21 protein-coding genes are annotated in these 19,121 nt (G+C 63.9%); 6 read left to right on the top strand and 15 right to left on the bottom strand.

Annotated features, from left to right (window positions below; genetic code table 11):
* Position 1: 1 nt before the first annotated feature.
* Positions 2 to 325 (bottom strand): flagellar basal body rod C-terminal domain-containing protein, encoded by a 324-nt coding sequence (locus MRBLMU1_RS10335; RefSeq protein WP_363500549.1) that lies wholly within the window; start codon positions 323 to 325, stop codon positions 2 to 4.
* A 173-nt stretch (positions 326 to 498) separates the two neighbouring features.
* Between MRBLMU1_RS10335 and MRBLMU1_RS10340 the strand changes: the two genes are divergently transcribed.
* From MRBLMU1_RS10340 to trxC, 3 genes are all read left to right on the top strand, one after another.
* Positions 499 to 2,130 carry an OFA family MFS transporter gene (locus MRBLMU1_RS10340; RefSeq protein ID WP_363500552.1) on the top strand — a complete coding sequence of 544 codons (1,632 nt, stop codon included), beginning with the start codon at positions 499 to 501 and terminating at the stop codon, positions 2,128 to 2,130.
* 308 nt (positions 2,131 to 2,438) lie between these two features.
* A complete protein-coding gene (locus MRBLMU1_RS10345; protein ID WP_363500555.1) occupies positions 2,439 to 3,080 on the top strand; it encodes a phasin family protein in 642 nt (213 codons plus the stop codon).
* A gap of 118 nt (positions 3,081 to 3,198) precedes the next feature.
* On the top strand, positions 3,199 to 3,660 hold the full coding sequence (gene trxC, locus MRBLMU1_RS10350) for a thioredoxin TrxC (RefSeq protein WP_363500558.1): 462 nt from the start codon (positions 3,199 to 3,201) through the stop codon (positions 3,658 to 3,660).
* Here the strand turns inward: trxC and MRBLMU1_RS10355 are convergent, their stop codons facing one another.
* Genes MRBLMU1_RS10355 through dctP form a run of 10 tightly spaced genes read right to left on the bottom strand, consistent with a single transcriptional unit; the run spans position 3,661 to position 12,757 of the window.
* Positions 3,661 to 4,584, bottom strand: coding sequence for an acyltransferase domain-containing protein (locus tag MRBLMU1_RS10355; RefSeq protein WP_363500647.1), 924 nt, complete (start codon positions 4,582 to 4,584; stop codon positions 3,661 to 3,663).
* Positions 4,585 to 4,586: 2 nt separating this feature from the next.
* Positions 4,587 to 5,522: a triphosphoribosyl-dephospho-CoA synthase MdcB gene (gene mdcB / locus MRBLMU1_RS10360; RefSeq protein WP_363500561.1), complete on the bottom strand. Its 936-nt coding sequence runs from the start codon at positions 5,520 to 5,522 to the stop codon at positions 4,587 to 4,589.
* Entirely contained in the window at positions 5,519 to 6,229 is a 711-nt protein-coding gene (gene mdcG / locus MRBLMU1_RS10365; RefSeq protein ID WP_363500564.1) for a malonate decarboxylase holo-[acyl-carrier-protein] synthase, read from the bottom strand. The genes mdcB and mdcG overlap by 4 nt, the downstream gene beginning before the upstream one ends.
* Entirely contained in the window at positions 6,213 to 6,929 is a 717-nt protein-coding gene (gene mdcE / locus MRBLMU1_RS10370; protein WP_363500567.1) for a biotin-independent malonate decarboxylase subunit gamma, read from the bottom strand. Before mdcE ends, mdcG begins: the two co-directional genes overlap by 17 nt.
* A gap of 1 nt (position 6,930) precedes the next feature.
* Entirely contained in the window at positions 6,931 to 7,851 is a 921-nt protein-coding gene (locus tag MRBLMU1_RS10375; RefSeq protein WP_363500570.1) for a biotin-independent malonate decarboxylase subunit beta, read from the bottom strand.
* Positions 7,848 to 8,162 (bottom strand): malonate decarboxylase acyl carrier protein, encoded by a 315-nt coding sequence (gene mdcC / locus MRBLMU1_RS10380; protein ID WP_363500573.1) that lies wholly within the window; start codon positions 8,160 to 8,162, stop codon positions 7,848 to 7,850. Before mdcC ends, MRBLMU1_RS10375 begins: the two co-directional genes overlap by 4 nt.
* Positions 8,163 to 8,172: 10 nt before the next feature.
* On the bottom strand, positions 8,173 to 9,834 hold the full coding sequence (gene mdcA, locus MRBLMU1_RS10385) for a malonate decarboxylase subunit alpha (protein WP_363500576.1): 1,662 nt from the start codon (positions 9,832 to 9,834) through the stop codon (positions 8,173 to 8,175).
* Positions 9,835 to 11,184, bottom strand: coding sequence for a TRAP transporter large permease (locus MRBLMU1_RS10390; RefSeq protein ID WP_315217413.1), 1,350 nt, complete (start codon positions 11,182 to 11,184; stop codon positions 9,835 to 9,837).
* A complete protein-coding gene (locus MRBLMU1_RS10395; protein WP_363500581.1) occupies positions 11,181 to 11,744 on the bottom strand; it encodes a TRAP transporter small permease in 564 nt (187 codons plus the stop codon). Before MRBLMU1_RS10395 ends, MRBLMU1_RS10390 begins: the two co-directional genes overlap by 4 nt.
* Positions 11,741 to 12,757 carry a TRAP transporter substrate-binding protein DctP gene (gene dctP, locus MRBLMU1_RS10400; RefSeq protein ID WP_363500584.1) on the bottom strand — a complete coding sequence of 339 codons (1,017 nt, stop codon included), beginning with the start codon at positions 12,755 to 12,757 and terminating at the stop codon, positions 11,741 to 11,743. The genes MRBLMU1_RS10395 and dctP overlap by 4 nt, the downstream gene beginning before the upstream one ends.
* A gap of 158 nt (positions 12,758 to 12,915) precedes the next feature.
* Here dctP and MRBLMU1_RS10405 point away from each other — a divergent pair, with 158 nt between their 5' ends.
* Positions 12,916 to 13,578, top strand: coding sequence for a GntR family transcriptional regulator (locus MRBLMU1_RS10405; RefSeq protein WP_363500587.1), 663 nt, complete (start codon positions 12,916 to 12,918; stop codon positions 13,576 to 13,578).
* A 9-nt stretch (positions 13,579 to 13,587) separates the two neighbouring features.
* Here MRBLMU1_RS10405 and MRBLMU1_RS10410 read toward each other — a convergent pair whose 3' ends face one another.
* Positions 13,588 to 14,049, bottom strand: coding sequence for an RrF2 family transcriptional regulator (locus tag MRBLMU1_RS10410; RefSeq protein WP_363500590.1), 462 nt, complete (start codon positions 14,047 to 14,049; stop codon positions 13,588 to 13,590).
* A 117-nt stretch (positions 14,050 to 14,166) separates the two neighbouring features.
* Between MRBLMU1_RS10410 and MRBLMU1_RS10415 the strand changes: the two genes are divergently transcribed.
* On the top strand, positions 14,167 to 14,418 hold the full coding sequence (locus MRBLMU1_RS10415; RefSeq protein WP_363500593.1) for a hypothetical protein: 252 nt from the start codon (positions 14,167 to 14,169) through the stop codon (positions 14,416 to 14,418).
* Positions 14,419 to 14,521: 103 nt separating this feature from the next.
* On the opposite strand, the gene MRBLMU1_RS10420 is transcribed toward MRBLMU1_RS10415, so the two are convergent.
* A complete protein-coding gene (locus MRBLMU1_RS10420; protein WP_363500596.1) occupies positions 14,522 to 15,703 on the bottom strand; it encodes a multidrug effflux MFS transporter in 1,182 nt (393 codons plus the stop codon).
* A 178-nt stretch (positions 15,704 to 15,881) separates the two neighbouring features.
* Between MRBLMU1_RS10420 and epsC the strand changes: the two genes are divergently transcribed.
* On the top strand, positions 15,882 to 16,805 hold the full coding sequence (epsC, locus tag MRBLMU1_RS10425; RefSeq protein WP_363500599.1) for a serine O-acetyltransferase EpsC: 924 nt from the start codon (positions 15,882 to 15,884) through the stop codon (positions 16,803 to 16,805).
* Positions 16,806 to 16,887: 82 nt separating this feature from the next.
* Here epsC and MRBLMU1_RS10430 read toward each other — a convergent pair whose 3' ends face one another.
* Both MRBLMU1_RS10430 and MRBLMU1_RS10435 read right to left on the bottom strand, forming a co-directional pair.
* Positions 16,888 to 18,276 (bottom strand): LLM class flavin-dependent oxidoreductase, encoded by a 1,389-nt coding sequence (locus MRBLMU1_RS10430; protein WP_363500602.1) that lies wholly within the window; start codon positions 18,274 to 18,276, stop codon positions 16,888 to 16,890.
* Positions 18,276 to 19,121, bottom strand: coding sequence for a MetQ/NlpA family ABC transporter substrate-binding protein (locus tag MRBLMU1_RS10435; RefSeq protein WP_363500605.1), 846 nt, complete (start codon positions 19,119 to 19,121; stop codon positions 18,276 to 18,278). Before MRBLMU1_RS10435 ends, MRBLMU1_RS10430 begins: the two co-directional genes overlap by 1 nt.

Consider the following 19,121-nt stretch of genomic DNA (forward strand, 5'->3'; position numbering starts at 1 on the left):
GTCAAGCTTTGATGTCGATCAGCGTGCCGAGGTTTTCGTCGGCGGCCTGTATCACTTTGGCCGACAGGTCGAACTGCGCCTTGTAGACCAGCGAGTTGGTGGCCTCGGTGGCGAAGTCGGTGCCGCTGGCTTCCGACGACTGCATTTGCCGTCCCTGCACCGATAGCGTGACGCCGCCGCCGGCTGGCGAGCTTTCCTGGAACGTCGCGCGCGCGGGCTCGAAGCCCGCGGTGCTCATGTTGGCGACCGAGTGCGCGCTATTGGCCAACGCGCCGGCGCTCGCTTGCAGGCCCGAGGCCGAAGTGTGAAGTGCTGATATCGCCATGATAGTTGCCTGTCTATTATTGCCATGCGGAAACTTCAATCAGTGTAGCCTAATTATTGCCGCTACGCACGATAACTAGACCGTTAGACAATATATTGGTTTAAAAATCGCTGTTTCTATGCTACCCTGCGCGCCTTAGTTGTTTTTGAGAAATAATCAGGGGAGTAGTAAACATGGCGTTTTTTGATTTTCTGGAGAAGGACCGCACGATAGCGGGGTCCGGCTTCAATCGCTGGCTGGTGCCGCCGGCGGCGTTGGCGATCCACCTATGCATCGGCATGGCCTACGGCTTTTCGGTGTTCTGGCTGCCGCTGTCGCGCGCGGTCGGCGTCACCGAGCCGCTGGCCTGCGCGGCCGAGATGGATCTGATGGCCCGCATCCTGTCGTCGACGTGCGACTGGCAGATCTCGATGCTGGGCTGGATGTACACGATGTTCTTCGTTTTCCTCGGCCTGTCCGCCTGGCTGTTCGGCGGCTGGCTGGAACACGCCGGTCCGCGCAAAGCGGGCGTGGTGTCGGCGCTGTGCTGGTGCGGTGGCCTGGTGATTTCGGCGCTGGGCGTCTACCACCACCAGATCTGGCTGATGTGGATCGGCTCCGGCGTGATCGGCGGTATCGGCCTCGGTCTCGGCTACATCTCGCCGGTGTCGACCCTGATCAAATGGTTCCCGGACCGTCGCGGCATGGCGACCGGCATGGCGATCATGGGCTTCGGCGGCGGCGCGATGATCGGCGCACCGCTGGCCGACATGCTGATGAAGCACTTCGCCACCGCCGGCGGCGTCGGCGTCTGGCAAACCTTCCTGGCCATGGCGGCGATCTACTTCGTCTTCATGATGGCGGGCGCGCTGTCGTACCGCGTTCCGGCCACCGGCTGGAAACCGGCCGGCTGGACGCCTCCGGCGACCAACGCCAACGCCATGATCACCACCCGCCACGTCCACGCCAGCAAGGTGTGGGGCATCCCGCAATTCTGGCTGGTATGGCTGGTGCTGTGCCTGAACGTGACGGCCGGTATCGGCATCCTGGGCATGGCTTCACCGCTGCTGCAGGAGATCTTCGGCGGCCAGCTGCTGGGCGTGACCACCGCGTTCAATGAATTGACGCTGGCGCAGAAGGGCCAGATCGCCGCCATCGCCGCCGGCTTCACCGGCTTGCTGTCGCTGTTTAACATCGGCGGCCGCTTCGTCTGGGCGTCGTGCTCCGACTTCCTGGGCCGCAAAGTCACCTACGGTATCTTCTTCGTGCTGGGCTTCACGCTGTACGCGTCGATTCCCTCGATGGCGCACGGCGGCCATCTGGGGCTGTTCGTCGGCTTCTTCTGCATCATCCTGTCGATGTACGGCGGCGGCTTCGCCACCGTGCCGGCCTACCTGGCCGACTTGTTCGGCACGCAGATGGTTGGCGCCATCCACGGCCGCCTGCTGACCGCGTGGGCCGCGGCCGGCGTGTTCGGTCCGATCCTGGTCAACTACGTGCGTGAATACCAGATCGCCAACGGCGTGCCGAAGGCGCAGGCCTACGACTTCACGATGTACGTGCTGGCGGGCCTGCTGCTGGTCGGCCTGGTGTGCAACCTGCTGGTGCGCCCGATCGCCGACAAGCACTTTATGACCGACGCCGAACTGGCGGCCGAGAAGAAGCTGGCGCACGAGCGCGACGCGGCCGCGTCGACCGGCGCGGCCGTGGCGGCGGGCGGCACCACCAGCCCGATCGCGGTTGCTTTCGGCTGGCTGGCGGTGGGCATCCCAATGGCCATCGGCATCTCCATCACCGTGCAGAAAGCCTCGGTGCTGTTTAAGTAAGCCGCCGACGCGTGGCAGCGAGCGGGGCCGGTTCAGCGTGTGCTGAACCGGCCCCGTTTGTTTTCAGCCCGGTTTTTCCGCGCGGATATTGCGGGCTATCATTGATGGGCGGCATTTTTGCTGACTGGGAGCAAAACAGGGAGGCGATTTTTTGACGTCGTCGTTCGGTGTACGTTTGATCTAGATCATACAGCGCGGGTAGGGCTGACGTAGCCTTGGCATTCGCGCTGCAGACGCGTCGTCGAAACCGGATCGACACAATCGCTAGACTTCAAGGCCCCCTTTTACTTTCTTGTCGAGGCATACTTATGTATCCATTTTCCCAGTCAGTAACCCCAGCCGCCAGAACTCATCTGGAAGCGCAGTTGTCGTTCTTCAACGACATGTCGAAATCCTTGTTCCGTACCGTTCAGCAATACAGCGACCTCAATATTCAACTGGCTCAAACCTTGCTGGAAGAAAGCACGATGACCGGCCAGCAATTTATTACCGCGAACCGTCCCACCGAAGCGCTCGCCGCAGCGGCCGCGCATGCGCAGCCGGCGGCGGAAAAGCTGCGCGCCTACCACCAGCACCTGTCGCGGATTGCCGCCGACACCCAGGTTGACCTGTCCAAAGTAGCCGAAGAGCACGTACAGGAAACCAGCCGCACCGCCCGGGCATTGGCCGATGAGGTGGCGCGTGTGACATCCGAGGAAACGGAAAAAAACCTGCGCAGCCAGCAGGACGCCGTCAGCAAGTTCACCGATCCGTTCATGAGCCAGTACGACGGCTCACGCCAATCGCGCGGTACCGAAGTGCGCGGCAGCCAGTCCCTGCAGAGCGCCGGCCAGAACGGTGCCGAGAGCCACGCCGGCAGCATGCAAGGCGGTCAAGCCACCCAGGCACAAACTGCGGCCCAGGCGGCCGCTCAGGGCAGCAAGCAAACCGTAGCCCGCAAGGAAACTTGATACCGGTTGCAGTAAAATAAAATGAGATTTGCCGTGTGCGGGATCGGGGATCGCCGCGCGCGGCATTTTTTTCGTCCATGCTTTATCATGGCCAGCTTATGCTGTCTGGAGATAGGGTATGACGACTTCCACCACCGCGCAGCCGGAATCGCTGCACATCGTTTGTCCACATTGCGACGCCGTTAACCGCGTGCCGGCCGCCAGGCTGTCGGCCGAGCCGGTGTGCGGCAAGTGCCAGCGCGCGCTGTTTACCGGCCAGCCGGTCGATCTGTCGAGCGCGCGCTTCCTCAAACATATCGAACGCAGTGATATTCCGGTCCTGGTGGATTTCTGGGCGCCGTGGTGCGGTCCATGCCGCACGATGGCGCCGTTTTATGCGCAGGCGACCCAGCGGCTGGAGCCGCAATTCCGCGTCGTCAAGGTGAACACCGAGGAGGCGCAGGATTTGTCGGCGCGCTACGCGATCCGCAGCATTCCGACGTTGGCGTTGTTCAAGGGAGGGCGGGAAATCGCGCGCCAGCCGGGGGCGATGGATGCGACCAACATCGTCGCGTGGGCGACGCAGAACAATCGCGGATGATTAGTCGGCGGCGCGGTCCAGCCACTTCCGGATGCCGTCGAGCGTGCGGAAATCGGCGATCGACCGGGTGTTGATGTGCGGGTGCCGCGCCTGCAGCATCTTCGTCAGCGCCGATCCGGGCCCCAATTCCAGCGCGTAGGTGATGCCGGCTTCGGCGCAGGCGTCCATGCACGCGAGCCAGCGGATTTTTTCCGCCATCTGGCGCGACAGCTGCTCGACCGCCTGTTTCTTGTCGTGGATAGGGGTTGCACTGATACCGGCCAGCACCGGCGCGGTCATTGGGGCGAATTCGGTTTGCCGCAGCAGTTCCGCGAACGGCTCCACGGCGTCGCGCATGAACGGCGTGTGCGACGCCACTTCGACCGGCAACCGCGTGCATCGTCCTCCCGCTGCGATGACGGCCGATTCCAGCGCCTGGGCCCTTTGCGCCGGTCCGCCGGCGATGCTGGCGTCCTCGCCGGTTTCTATACCGATGTGAAAAGCGTGCGCTGTCGAGAGTTCTTCGAGCCGCTTTGAGCTCAGACCGGACAACGCCAATAACGCCTGGCCCGGATGCGTCGCCAGGCAGGCGTCCATCAGTTGCGCGCGTCGTGCGGCCAGCCCGGTCGCCGTCGCGGCGGTGAAGGCGCCGGCGGCGCCGTAAGCCGACAATTCGCCGATGCTGTAGCCGGCGACCAGCGCAGGTTGTGGCGCAAACTCCCGGATCGCTTCCCACATGGACAAGGTCGCGGCCACGATCAACGGTTGCGCGTTGCTGTTGGCGTAAATATCCGCGCCACCGAAAGCCTGCGGCATGGCGGCGGACAGGCCGTCGAGCAGGGCGGCCGCGCTTGCGCTGGTGCGCGCCAGGTCGAACATTTGTGCATGCTGTCCACCCTGGCCGGGGCAGAGCAGCAGCAGCCGTGATTGCGTGCCGTATGACATCGTCACGACCTGTCCGCGTCCAGCGCGGCGATCGACTGCACAAGACAGCTTGCGGCCAGCAGATCGGCGGCGCCGCCCGGCGATAATCGCCGCTGCACGAACACCTGGTGACTGGACAGGGCCAGCCCAAGCCAGTCGGCGTTCGCGGTGCCACCGGCGTCCAGGAAGCGCTGCGCGTGCGTCCTTACCGTTTGCGCGCCTTGTGGGCCGGCGCGGTGATAGACGTTGCTGTCGCTGATGTGCGCCATCAGTGCAAACAGCGCGTCGATGCGGGCCATCGTCATCGTGGCGCCGCGCGCGCGCGCCGCCTGCAAGGCCGGCACGCCGATCTCGAACACCGATGGCAGGCCAAGCGCGCCTTCCTCGCGCGCGCCGCTCGCTGCGTATTGCGCCGCCACGCGCAGGCCGTTGCTGGCCGCGGCGGCCGGCGCGGACGGCGCGCTGGCGTGCATCGCCAGTTCCTCGCCCCAGCGTATCAGCATGGTGGCGCGCAGCGCGGCTGGTGTCGTCGGCGTGCCCTGGGCGAGGGCGCGGCCTGCCGCCGCGCATAGCAGCCCAAGGCTGAAGATGGCGCCGCGATGCGTGTTGACGCCTCGCGTCGCCTTCAACATCGCCCGCTCCGCCGCGATGCCAAGTTGTTTCAACCGGGCGAAGGGGGCGTCGTCCAATCCCGCCAGGCAGATGTCCCGGAAATAGTGACGCAGCGAGAACAGGCTGCGCACGAAGGTGGCCGCGTTCATGTCGCTATGGCTGCCCGAATCGACCAGCGACACCAGTCCCGGTTTCGGATACAGGCATAGTTCGGTGTACAGGCTGCCCACGGCAAGGCGCGCGATCTCGCGGGCGAAGTGTCGCTGCGTTGTAGCGCTCAGCTGTCGTGGTGTGGCGTGTGGTATGAGCGCGCGCGGGGCGGGGACAAGGCTGGTGGCGCGCATCATGACGGCTCCAGCAGCGCCACCAGCGACGCCGTATCGGCCAGGCGCACCGTAAGCAGCTCCTTGACCAGCACCTTGGCCGGATGGGCGATCGCCATCCGCCACTCCTTCCACGATACGGCCGCGCCGCCGGGGAAAACAATCTCGCCGTCGAGCGGCAGCAGCGTCGCATGGCGGGACAGCAGCGCGACGCCATCGTCCAATTGCCGCCGGCTGGTCGGATGAAACAGGATATCGACATCCGACGTCGGCGATACATAGGGCAGGCCGGTGATGGCTTCCATCGCCAGCGAACCGTAGACCCGCAGATGCATGTCCGCGGCATCGTGTTGTAGCGCGGCGAGCGGCGCGCGCAGAGGGCCTGACAGGGAGCGCACGACGGACGCCAGATCAATCGCGGGCGTCGTTTTTTTGATATGCACCGCATGCGCGCGCAACGAAATGCGCACCTTCTCGCCACTGTCTTCGTCGGGAGGCAACGGCAATCCAAGGCAGATTTCATCCGGCCCCGCGTCGCTGTCCGCGCGTCGCACGATCACCGGCCAGGACTGGCTTTGCCACAGCTGAAAGGCCATCTTTGGCTGTGGCTCGGTGGTGGCCTGCGCGGCGTTCCAGCCAGCGTCGCCAAGCCAGACCAGCGTGTGGCGCTCCAGTCCCGGAGCGGTTGCCGCCGCGCCGGGCATGTCATTTTTTTCAGGCGGCGCGTACATCGCTGTCCGTCATGACCGCTTCGATCACCGGCTGCGCGAGGCGGCGTCCACCGCGTTCGAGCCCCAGCGCGCTGCGCCGGTCGCCGGTGGCCGGTTCGGCCAGCGCCGCCTTCAGCTGCGCCGCCAGGTCGCCTTCCCAGATCGCCTGCAAGCCGCCCATGCGCAGATAGTTCTCCGGGCCCGGCGCGAACACGGGATTACTTTGCGCCAGTTCCGTCAAGCGTTCCTCCGGCACCTTGGTGATGCGCGCCATCGCCGGCAACCCCATGACGCGGATGGTGGCGTCGGGCAGGGCGTAGCAGGCGTCGGCCATCAGGCCGCTGGTGATGAAGCCGCCCGACAAGGCCTGGTCGTAGACCAACCCGATGATCTTGTGGCCCTTGCGCCGCGCCAGGTCCACGCACTTTCCCAGGTGGGCCATATAGCTATTGATGCCCAACATTTCGTCGCGATGACGCAAACGCTGGCCTTGCGTATCGATCAGCATCAGGATCGGCTTGCCGGGGAATTCACGCACGGTGTGCAGGATCGACTTGGCTTGCGCCAGTGCGATTTCCACGCCGATGGGCGTGTGGCCGGTGGTGCCGATCACTTTCACCATCTCGCCATCCACCTGACCGCTACCGCACAGGAAATCGTCTTTTTCGACGATCGAGTGGCCTTGCGGGAACAGCGTATCCGCCAGTTTTTTCCAGTCCATGTCAGGCTCCCATACGGCGCGCCGCGGCCACCGCGATAAAACTGTCCACTTCCAGCATCGGCACATTGGCCGCGTCGGGTATTTGCATCGCGGTCCAGATATCGACCGGATCGGGCAGGGCGCCGAAGCTGGCGATGCGTTCGTCGAGCATGCGCTGTTCGGCTTCCAGCGCCTCCATCGACAGTTCGGCGGGCTGGGTGGCGTACTGCGCCACCGCCTCCCGCGCCGCCGTGCGGAAGGCCGCGATGTCGTCGGCGACGATGCGCTGGCAGTCGCCCATCAGATAGCGGTGCTTGCCGCCGGTGCTGCGCCAGACCAGCGCGCGGTCGCGCGAATCGAATTCCTCGACGCCGTTGGCGGTTTCGATCACTTCCGGACCGGACATCGCCAGCCGGCCTTCCTCCGACATCACGACCACATTGGCGCAGCGCGAGACGATGCCCATGCCGCCGAAGGCGCCGTTGGAGCCGCCCACCAGCACGATCACCGGAACGCCGGCGGCGCGGGCATCGAGCAGGGCGCGCATCACTTCCGACACCGCGATCAGGCCGGCGTTGGCTTCGTGCAGGCGCACGCCGCCAGATTCCACCAGCAGCACCACCGCGGCGGCCTTGTCGGCGACGGCGCGGCGCAGTAGGCCGACCAGCTTGGCGCCATGGACCTCGCCCACGGCGCCGCCCATGAAACCACCTTCCTGCGCGGCCGTGTAGACCGGCACGCCGCCCAGCGAGGCGCGGCCGACGGCAACGCCGTCGTCGAAGGCCACCGGCGCGTTGAGCTGACCCAGGTGCGGGCTGATGACACGTTTGGACGGCGGCAGGAATTCCTCGAAGCTGCCTGGATCGAACAGCGACTGCAGGCGCTCGCGCGCGGTCGCTTCCTGATAACTGACGGCGCGGATTGGATTCACGGCGGCGTTCACGGTGCTTCTCCCAGCATGGTTTGCACGGCCTGGTCGAGCCGCAGGCTCACGACGGCCGGCGTCGCGCCCATGTCGTTGATCGAAATACGGGTGTCGGCCAGCAGCCAGCGCGCGTGGAAGTCATTCATCACGGCCTGCCAGATAGGGCCGAAGCCCACCGCCGCCGTGGTGATCTCGATGGTGCAGGCGCCATCGAGCGCCGCAGGCTCGATCAGCACTTCCAGATTGCCGGAACCGACCACGCCGACCACTTGCGGATCGGTCTTGAGGCGGCGGGTTCCTTGCTCGAATCGGTAGTTCAGGGTTTCCATATCTGCTCCTTTACCAGTTGCGGAAACGCTTGGGCGGCTGGTACAAACCGCCCGATGCGCGCACCAAGTCTTTCATATTGCGGGCGGCCAGCAGGTCGCGCGTGGCCAGGCGCTTGTCGATGCCCAGGTCCTCCGCACGCTGGATGATGCCACGATCGCGCAGGTTTTCCACCATGCGCGCGTCGCGTCCCAGCCCGACCGGCGTGTAGCCGGCCACGCCGCGTATCGCCTGCTCGCGCTCTTCGTCGGTGCGGCACAGCAGCAGGTTGGCGATGCCTTCCTCGGTCAGGATGTGGGTGACGTCGTCGCCGTAGATCATCACCGGAGGAATCGCCATCTTGGCCTGTTCCATCAACTCCCACGCGTCGAGCTTTTCGACGAAGGCCGGCTGCATATGTTCGCGGAAGGTTTCCACCATCTGCACCACCAGCTTCTGGCCGCGAGGGATGGTGTTGCGGCCTTCGCGCGCCTGCTGGCCCGCCTTCAGCCATGCCGGGCTGGCGTGGCGCCGTCCGCGCGCGTCGGCGCCCATGTTGGAGGCGCCGCCGAAGCCGGAGATGCGGCCCGCCGTCGCCGTCGACGAATTGCCCTGCAAATCGATCTGCAGGGTCGAGCCGATGAACATGTCGCAGGCGTAGTGCCCGGCGGCCTGGCACATGGCGCGGTTGCTGCGCATGGTGCCGTCCGGGCCGATGGCGAAGACGTCGGGCCGCGCGTGGATGTAGTCCTCCATGCCCAGCTCCGAGCCGAACGAATGCACCGATTGCACGAAGCCCGCCTCGATCGCCGGAATTAGCGCCGGGTGCGGATTGAGCGCCCAGTGCTTGCCGATCTTGCCGCGCAGGCCGAGCGACTCGGCGTAGGTCGGCAGCAGCAGTTCGATGGCGGCGGTGTCGAAGCCGATGCCGTGGTTCAGGCGCTGCACGCCGTATTCCGCGTAGATGCCTTTGATGGCCATCATCGCCATCAGTACCTGGATTTCCGAGATCTGCGCCGGATCGCGCGTGAACAGCGGTTCGATATAGTAGGGGCGCGGCGACTGCACGACGAAATCGACCCAGTCGCCCGGCACGTCGACGCGCGGCACGCTGTCGACGATGCGGTTGACCTGGACGATGACGATGCCCTGCTTGAAGGCGGTCGCCTCGACGATGGCCGGCGTGTCCTCGGTGTTTGGACCCGTGTACAAGTTGCCGTGGCGGTCCGCCGCCTCCGCCGCGATCAGGCATACGCGCGGCGGCAGGTCGATGAAGTAACGGCTGAACAGCTCCAGATAGGTGTGGATCGCGCCGATATTCAGCTTGCCGGCCGACGCCAGCCGCGCCACGCGCGCCGCCTGCGGGCCGGAGAACGAAAAGTCCAGCTTCGAGGCGACGCCGCGCTCGAACACATCCAGATGCTCCGGCAGCGCCAGCACCGACTGCAGCATGTGCAGGTTGTTGACCCTTTCCGGATTCAGGTGCGCGAGCGCGTGGCCGAGGAAGTCGGCCTGTTTCTGGTTATTCCCTTCAAGGCAAACGCGGTCGCCGCATTCGATCACCGCGTGCAGCAGATCGGCGATGCGCGCGGCCGGCAGGCTTTTGCCCGTCAGGTCGGTGCCCAGTGCCGTGCCGGCGCGCTTGAGTCGTGCTGCGCGGTTAAGCTGCAGGGTGTTCCATGCGGCGACTGTCATTTACTTTGCTCCCATAATCATGTCAGGCAGGCCTGTGGCGATGGACGGGAACAGGCATAGCAAGATCACCGCCACGAACATCAGCACCAGGAAGGGGAACACGCCCCAGATCACATCCTTGAGCGGTATGTCTGGCGCGATGTTCTTGATAACGAATATATTGAGCCCCACCGGCGGATGGATCAAGCCCATTTCCATCACCACGGTCATCACCACGCCGAACCAGATCAGGTCGAAACCCGCGTCCTTCAATGGCGGCAGGATGATCGGTGCGGTCATCAGGATAATCGAAACCGGCGGCAGGAAGAAGCCGAAGACGACCACCATCAGCAAAATCACCGTCAGCAGCAGCCATTTCGACAGGTGCAGGCTCACCACCCAATTGGCGGCCGACTGGCTGATATGCAGGTAGCTCATCACGTAGGAGTACAGCAGCGACATCCCAATGATCAGCAATAGCATCGTCGATTCCTTGATCGATGAACTGAGGATGGGCGACAGGTCCTTCGGCTTCCACACGCCGTAGATCACGGCCAGCAGCACCATCGCCAGCAGCGCGCCCAGGCCCGCCGTCTCGGACGGGGTGGCGAAACCGCCGTAGAGCGCGACCATGACGCCGATCAGCAGCACGATGAACGGCAGCACGCGCGGCAGCATTTCCACTTTTTGCTTCAGCGTGAAATGCTCGTCCTCCAGGTACGGCGACTTTTCGCCGCCGTTCTGGTAGATGGCCAGCGCCATCTTGTATTCCTTCTGCGCGCGGTAGACGGCGTAGCCGGCGAACAGCGCGACGAGCAGGATGCCGGGGCCGATACCGGCCAGGAACAGGCGGCCCAGCGACTGCTCGGCGGCGACCGCGTACAGGATCATCGTGATCGACGGCGGCAGCAGGATGCCCAGCGTGCCGCCGGCGGCGATGATGCCGGCCGCGAAACCGGGCGAGTAGCCGCGCTTGCGCATCTCCGGTATGCCCGCCGAGCCGATGGCCGAGCAGGTGGCCGGCGACGAGCCGGCCATGGCCGCGAACAGCGCGCAGGCGAACACGTTGGCGATACCGAGGCCGCCCGGGACCTTGTGCATCCACGTGTGGATGGCCGAGTACAGGTCCTTGCCGGCCGGTGACTTGCCGATGGCCGCGCCCTTGAGGATGAACAGCGGGATCGACAGCAGCGTGATCGACGCCATCTCTTCGTAGACGTTTTGCGTGATCGTGTCGAGCGAGGACGATGGCATGAAGAAGTACATGAAGCCGGTGGCCACCACGCCAAGCGCGAAGGCGATCGGCATCCCGGAGAACATCACCACCAATGTAACGGCGCCGTACAGCGCTCCCAGAGTCAGTTCGCTCATGCCGCACGCTCCAGCGTTGGTTTGTTGGTCATCCTTGCCAGCGTTTGCAGCACGATCTGCAGGGTCAGCAGGGTCATGCCGGCGGCCATCATCGAGTACGGTATCCACAGCGGCGGCGCGAAGGTCGACGAGGTGGTCTGGCCGTCGACCCAGGCTTCGTGGAACAGCGCCCACGATTTCCACGAGAAGAAGGCGCAGAACAGCGCCGACACCACGTCGACGAACAGCAGCCGCGCCGCGTTGACGGAGCGAGGCAGCAGCGAGGCCACCGCTTCGATGCCGATATGGCCGCGATGCGACTGCACGAAGGCCGTGCAGAAGAACGTCACGCCCACCAGCATGAACACCGAGGCCTCGTCCTGCCAGTCGGTGGGCGCGTGGAAGAAGTAACGCGACACCACCGAGTAGGTCAGCACGACGGCGGTGAGCACCAGCGCGATCATCGACAGCAGCAGCAAGGCGCGGTTCAAACGGTCCAGCAGCGCGGTCGCGGCGGCGACGATGCGGTTGTCGGGCGGCGCGGGGCCGCGCCCCGGCTCCAGCTCGAAGCCGTGGCTCACAGCGTTTTCTCCGCCAGTTTCAGCAGTTTGGCGCAGTTGTCATTTTTCTCGCCGTAGTCCTTCCAGGCGGTGGTGCGCGCGATGGCCTGCCATTTTTTGACGACGGCGGGATTGAGGTCGGCCACTTTGGCGCCGACTTTTTGATACACCGCCGCCACCTTGTTGTCGTCTTCCTTGGCCGACTTGAGCGCGAACGCCTCCAGCTCGGCGCCGACGGCCAGGATGGTCGCTTGCTGTTCCTTGGTCAGCGCGTCGAAGATCGAACGCGACATCATCAGCGGCTCGAACATGAACCAGTACGCGCCATTGCGGCCGGTGGTCAGCGCCTTCGACACTTCCTCCAGGCGGAACGAGATCAGCGAGGTGGAGGAGGTCAGCGCCGCCTCCATCGCGCCGGTTTGCATGGCGGCGTAGATTTCGTTCGACGGTAGCGACACCACGGCGGCGCCGGCGGCCTTGAGGATCAGGTCCATTTCGCGCGAGCCGCCGCGGATTTTCATGCCGCGCGCGTCTTCCGGATCCACCACCGGCTTGGTGCGCGAGGCGACGCCGCCGGCCTGCCAGATCCAGCTCACCAGCACGATGCCTTTCTCGTACAGGATGCGCGCCAGCTCCTTGCCCACTTCGGCGTTCTTCCAGCCGTAGGCTTGTTCGTAGGACGTCACCAGGCCCGGCATCAGGCCGATGTTCACCTCCGGAACTTCGCCGCCCGCGTACGACAGGGGCACCAGCGACAGGTCCAGCGCGCCCTTGCGCATGGCCGAGAACTGGGCGTTGGTCTTCATCAGCGAGGAGCCCGGATAGATCTCGAATTTCAGGCCGCCCTTGGAGCGTTTTTCCACTTCGGCCGCGAACATGCGGGTCATGCGGTCGCGGAAGTCGCCTTCGTTGATCGTGCCGCCCGGGAACTGGTGGGAGATTTTAAGCGTCTTGGTCTGCGCCCATGCTGGTTGAAACAACAGCGGGCTTGTGGCCAGTGCGGCGAGTACGGACCTGCGGGTAAAAGTGGTCATACATTCCTCCAAGAAATTGATGTCTAGAAATATTATCTTTATTGCATACGATATGCAATCTTCTTTTTTATGTATACAAGATCGTTCACAGTGGATACATTGTCAAGGTCAAATTCGCATTTATAATGAACGCCTGTATTTCGGAAGGCACCGCACCCATGACTAACCATTCCGCAAGCTTGCGCGAACAAATCGAAGAAATGATCGCGGTCGGGGTGTTCAAACCCGGCCAGCATCTGGACGAAACAGAACTGGCGACGCGCTTTGGCGTCTCGCGCACGCCAATCCGCGAAACGCTGATACAGCTGGCCTCAATGGGGCTGGTGGTGATACGTCCGCGGCGCGGCGCCATCGTGGCCGAACTGGGGCCGCAGCAGCTGGTGGAGATGTTCGAGGTGATGTCGGAACTGGAGTCGACCTGCGGCCGGCTGGCGGCGCGGCGCATGACACCGGAAGAGCAGAAGGCTTTGCTGGCGGCCCATGAGGCCTGCCAGGCGGCGATGCAGGCGCACGAGCCGGATGATTACTACTACAAGAACGAAGTGTTCCACGAGGCGATCTACGCCGGCAGCCATAATCAGTTTTTGATCGAGCAGACGCGTAATCTGTACCGGCGCCTGCGGCCTTACCGCCGTCTGCAGCTGCGCGTGCGCGACCGGCTGGCCAATTCCTATCGCGAGCATGACGGGGTGGTGCAGGCTATCGTGGCCGGCGACGGCGAGCTGGCGGCGCGGCTGCTGCGCGATCACGTGATGATACAGGGGCAGCGTTTTTCGGATCTGATGGCGTCCCTGCCGCAGTTGACGCAGGACGCGGCCTGACGGACGGATTTATTCCTGGCTGGCGGCGCCGCGCATGATGCGCACCGGTTTGATGTTGGAGCTGGCCGGATCGGCCGGCAGCATGTCGGCCAGGGTCTGTTTATCCAGGACGTCGAGGAAGGCCTTGGTGGCGTCGTTGAGCGTATGTTTGAGGCGGCAGTCGGGCGTCAGCGGACAGGTATCGTTGGCGCGGTCGAAGCACTCGGCCATGAAAAAATCCGTCTCGGTGGCCCGCACCAGCGCGCCGATGTTGATGTCCTTCGGCTCTTTGCCAAGGCGCAGACCCCCGTTGCGGCCGCGCACCGTCTCAACCAGCCCGGATTGCCCCAGCTGATAGACCACTTTCATCAAATGGTTTTTCGAGATCACGTGCAGGTCGGCGATATCCTGGATGGTGACCAGGCGATCCCGGTTCGCGCTGAGGAAGAGCAGCGTCCGCAGCGAATAGTCGGTAAAAGAGGTCAGTCGCATTGATGGGTCGTTAAAGCAGTTTAAGGCGCTATTCTAACCGCGGATGTATATTCGTGCGTGGGCGCACCGACGATAGCTTGCAGGGAACGCAGACTTAGGCTTAATCAAGGAGAAATCATGGTCAACGAAGATACGCGCCGCCAGTTCGTCAACGAACTTTGGCAGCGATTTGAGGAACTGCAGCGGTGGGCGGAAGAGAATTGGCCGGATAAGGAAAATCCGCTGACCAGCGCCGATTTTGTCGAGTCGCGCAAGGAGATACTGGGTTTGCGCAATCCGGCGCAGGCGCCGGGCGGGCTGCCGGCGGACCGGGAGCCGGAGCAGGGCGGGGCGCAGTATGTGAATTTGAATCCGGCGCCGTGGCCTTGATCGGGTGACCGTGGCGCGCATGCAGTGGCGGATTACGCTTCGCTAATCCGCCCTACGTGTTTCCGTGTGTTTCATGCGTTGCGGTCCGACGGCGCGCGCCCCTCTAATGCGTCACCGGTTTGCCGGTTTGCGCCAGCAGCCACGCGATCACGCTCACCACCAAACTGGCAAGCACGCCCCACGCCAGCTTCAAGGCGCTGTCGAACAGCAGCGGCGCCACCAATCCCGACACCAGCGCGAACAACAGCATCTGGATAAACGACTGCATCGACGACGCCAGCCCGCTGTTGTTGGGGAAGTAGTCCAGCGCGATCATCGACAACGGCGTCATGGCCAGCGCCAGTCCGAACGAGTAGATAAACAGCGGCATGACCGCCCAAGGCACAGCCGCCACATAATAGTAGTTGTAGGCGACATTGATCAGGCCCGCCGCGATCATCACGGCAAAACCCATCCACGCCTGCGTCTTGCGCGCGAATTTATGCGCGAATTTGCCCGACAGCGCCGATCCCACCACCATGCCGCCGATCAGCGGCACGAACATCCACGCGAACGCCGTTTCCGGCAAATGCAAAATGTTCATGACGAAGTAGGCGGCCGAGCCGATATACAGCGCCACACCGGCGAAGCACATGCCCACCGCGATCGACAGCAGCAGGAAGTGGTGGTGGCACAGCACCTTCCAGTAGTTTCTTGCGATCGGTCCAAGGTGGAACGGATGGCGGTCCTTGACGGCCAGGCTTTCCGGCAGCGCGCGCTGCACGGCGATGAACATCAGAATGCCGAAGGCCGCGAGGAACCAGAACACCGAGCGCCAGCCGAAACCGACCTGCAACCAGCCGCCCAGCACCGGCGCGATGGCCGGGGCCAAACCGAACACCATCATGATATGGGCCAAAATCTTCTGCGCCTCGGCGCCGGAGAATCGGTCCATGACGATGGCGCGGCCCACCACCGAGCCGGCGCCGGCGGCCAGGCCCTGCACCACGCGGCAGGCCAGCAGGACGCCGATCGATGGCGCCATCGCCGCGCCGATCGAGGCGGCGACGTAGAGCACCAGCGAAATCAGGATCACCGGGCGGCGGCCGAAGGAGTCCGACAGCGTGCCGTAGAACAGCATCATGAAGGCGAAGCAGAACAGAAACATGCTCAAGGTCTGCTGGATGATCAGCGGACTGGCGTCGAAGGTCTGGGCGATGGCCGGGAAGGAGGGCAGATAGGTGTCGATGGCCAGCGGCCCGACCATGGTCAGGCCGGCCAGCAGCAGTGTCAGCAAAATATTCATGAAAGGCGTATTGTTCGTTAGACCCGGCATTTTACGCGATATGCGATTGCCGCATATTGAAGCGCAAAAAGCTTCGTTCTTATCTGAAAGCAGGGTTGCTAAGCTATAGAGTGGGTAATTGCGCCCGCGTTTCTGTGTTTGTATTCCTCGTTTTCTATTCCTATATATCTGAGACATCATGACCATCGATACTTTTGACGGAACCGGCGTGAAGCCGTCGCACTGGAACCTGGACAGCGTCATCGAACAACTGCGCGTCTCGCGCGAGGCGACCCACAATATCCGCCATCACGGCAAGGTCAGGGAGCTGCCGTCGCGGGAGGCGCTCACGATCATCGTCAACGGCCTGTCGGCGGTCCTGTTCCCCACCCACTACGGCCGGCCGAACCTGACCGACGAAAGCATCGACTATTTTGTCGGCGACACGCTCAACACCACGTTGAACCGCCTGACCGAGCAGGTTCGGCGGGGCTTGCAGTTTTCGTGCGAGGAAGCGGTCGTCGACGAGGAAAAGCTGACGCGCTGCGCGCACGCCATCACGCGCGAGTTCGCGGCCGGCCTGCCGGCCATCCGCGCGTTGATGGTCTCCGACGTGCAAGCGGCGTTTTCCGGCGACCCGGCGGCGACGTCGGTGGCGGAGATCATGTTGTGCTATCCCGGCACGATAGCGATCCTGTACTACCGCCTGGCGCATAGCCTGCATCGCCTCGGGTCGCCGTTCCTGGCGCGCCTGATTTCCGATATCGGCCATTCGCTGACCGGTATCGACATCCACCCCGGCGCGCAGATCGGCGGCAGCTTCTTCATCGACCACGGCACGGGCGTGGTGATCGGCGAGACAGCCATCATCGGCCAGCGCGTGCGCCTGTACCAGCACGTGACACTGGGCGCCAAGCGCTTCCCGGCCGACGACAAGGGCATGCTGATCAAGGGCGTGCCGCGCCATCCGGTGGTGGAGGACGACGTGGTCATCTACGCCGGCGCGACGATTTTGGGCCGCATCACCATCGGCGCCGGTTCCACCATCGGCGGCAATGTGTGGCTCACGCAGAGTGTCCCGGCGGGCAGCAATGTCTCGCAGGCGCAGATGCGTAACGATTAGACCCAACTCCTTTTTAGCGATACGCATGCGCCATCACTTGGGGGTCGTACCCTTTGGGTACGACCCCGCCTGGCAGTGCGGGTTAGGCGGCCGACTTCAAAGGCGCAGCGTCGATCCGGACTTGCCGGCCGGTGTGCGTCGGCGCAAGCCGCGGCCCTTGTCCGAACACCTGTTCGCGCAAGGTGCCGGGCGTATATTCCTTGCGATAGCGGCCGCGCCGCTGCAGTTCCGGCACGATCAGCTCCACCACGTCGCGCATGCTCTCGTGGGCCACCGCGAACGCCAGATTGAAGCCGTCGATTCCCGTCTCGTCCTGCCATGCCTCCAGTTGATCGGCCACCTGCGCCGGATCGCCGACCAGTACCGGTCCGCGTCCGCCAAGGCCGATGAATTCCGCCGCTTCGCGCACCGTCCACTTGCGGTCCGGGTCCGCCTGGCTGAATGACGCCAGCGCCGAACGTCCGGCGTCCGAGTCGATGTATTCGATCGTCGCGTCGAGTGCGAAGCGGCTGAAGTCCACGCCGGTCCAGCCGGACAGCAGCGCCAGCGCAGCCTCGATATCGATATGCCGGCGATATTCTTCATGTTTGGCCCGCGCCTGCGCTTCTGTCGGCGCGGTGACGATCAGCGCCTGCGCGTAGATTTTCAATTCATCGCCATCGCGCCCCGCCGCGCGCACCGCCGCGCGCAGATCGTCGGCATACTTTTTCACCACCTGCTTGCTGGGACCACTGACAAACGTGCACTCGGCATGCCTGGCCGCGAACGCCGTGCCGCGCGGGGACGTGCCGGCCTGGTACAGCAGTGGTGTGCGTTGCGGCGAAGGCTCGCACAGATGGAAACCCGGCACCTTGTAGTGCCGCCCCGCGTGGTTGATCGGATGCACGCGCGATGGCTCCGCATACACGCCGCGTTCCTTGTCATTGACGACGGCGTCGTCCTCCCAGCTCTTCTCCCATAACTTGTAAACGACATCCATATATTCGTCCGCCAGGTCGTAACGTTCGTCGTGGCCCAGTTGCTGGTTCAGTCCCAGGTTGCGCGCCGCGCTATCCAGGTAGCCGGTGACGATATTCCAGCCGATACGGCCGCGCGTGAGGTGATCGAGCGTCGAGATGCGGCGCGCGAAGGTGTAGGGATGCTCGTACGTCAGCGCGCATGTCACGCCGAAGCCCAGGTGCGTGGTCGCCTGCGCCATCAGCGGCACCAACGCCAGCGGATCGTTCAGCGGCGCCTGCACACCGTGGCGCAGGGCGGCGTCGGCGCTGCCCTCATACACATCGTAGGCGCCCAGCACATCGGCCAGGAAGACCGCATCGAAGCGGCCCGCCTCCAGCAGCCGCGCCAGTTCGGTCCAGTGATCAGGATCGGTGTAGCGGTGGCCGTTGTCGCGAGGATGCGTCCACAGCCCCGGCGACTGGTGGCTCACCGTGTGCATCTGGAAGGCGTTGAAGCGTATCGGCTTGCTCATTATTTTCCGGAGGCGGGCTTGCCGCCGGCTTCCAGCGCCAGTTGGTAGTCGGTCTTGGCGTAATCGGCGAAGTGCTTGTTGGTCACCTCCAGGAATTCGCGCGAGCGGTAGGCGGCCGCGATGTCCTTGGCGAACTGCTTATCCTTGTCGGCCGTGCGCACGGCCACCAGATTGGCGTAGTTCGGCGAGATCTTCTCGGTCTTCAGCGCATCCTTCAGCTTCAGGCCGGAGGCCAGCGCGTAGTTCCCGTTGACGAAGGAGTAGTCCGTGTCCTGCAGCGACCGTGGCAACTGCGCCGCCTCCAGCGGTATCAGCTTGATCTTCTTGATGTTGGCGGCGATGTCCTTCTCCGACGCCCGCACCGGATCGTACTTGTCGCGCAGCTTGATCCAGCCCAGTTGATCCAGCAGCACCAGCGCGCGCGCCTGGTTGGTCGGGTCGTTGGGCAGCGCCACGGTGGTGCCTTCCTTCACATCGTTGAGCGTCTTGTGCTTTTTGCTGTAGATGGCGATGGGGGCGGTGGGCACTTTCACCAATTCGGTCAGCTGCAGCTTGTGCTCCGTCGAGAATTTGGTGAGGTAGATAATGTGCTGGAAGATGTTGGCGTCCAGCGAACCTTCGGCCAGCGCGAAGTTGGGCTGGATGTAGTCGTTGAACTCCACCAGCTTGACCTTGTAGCCCTGTTTTTCCAGGATAGGCTTGATGCCCAGCTTGACCTGGTCCGCGTACGGACCGGCGCTGGTGCCGATCACCAGTTCCTTCGGGTCCTTGGCGTGGGCGATATTGGCGCCGGTGGCGATGAACAGGGCTGCCAGCAGCAGTTGGCGGCGATTCGGGGTTTTCAT

Source organism: Burkholderia sp. LMU1-1-1.1 (assembly GCF_040675865.1).
In the GTDB taxonomy this organism is placed as follows: Bacteria; Pseudomonadota; Gammaproteobacteria; order Burkholderiales; family Burkholderiaceae_D; genus Rugamonas.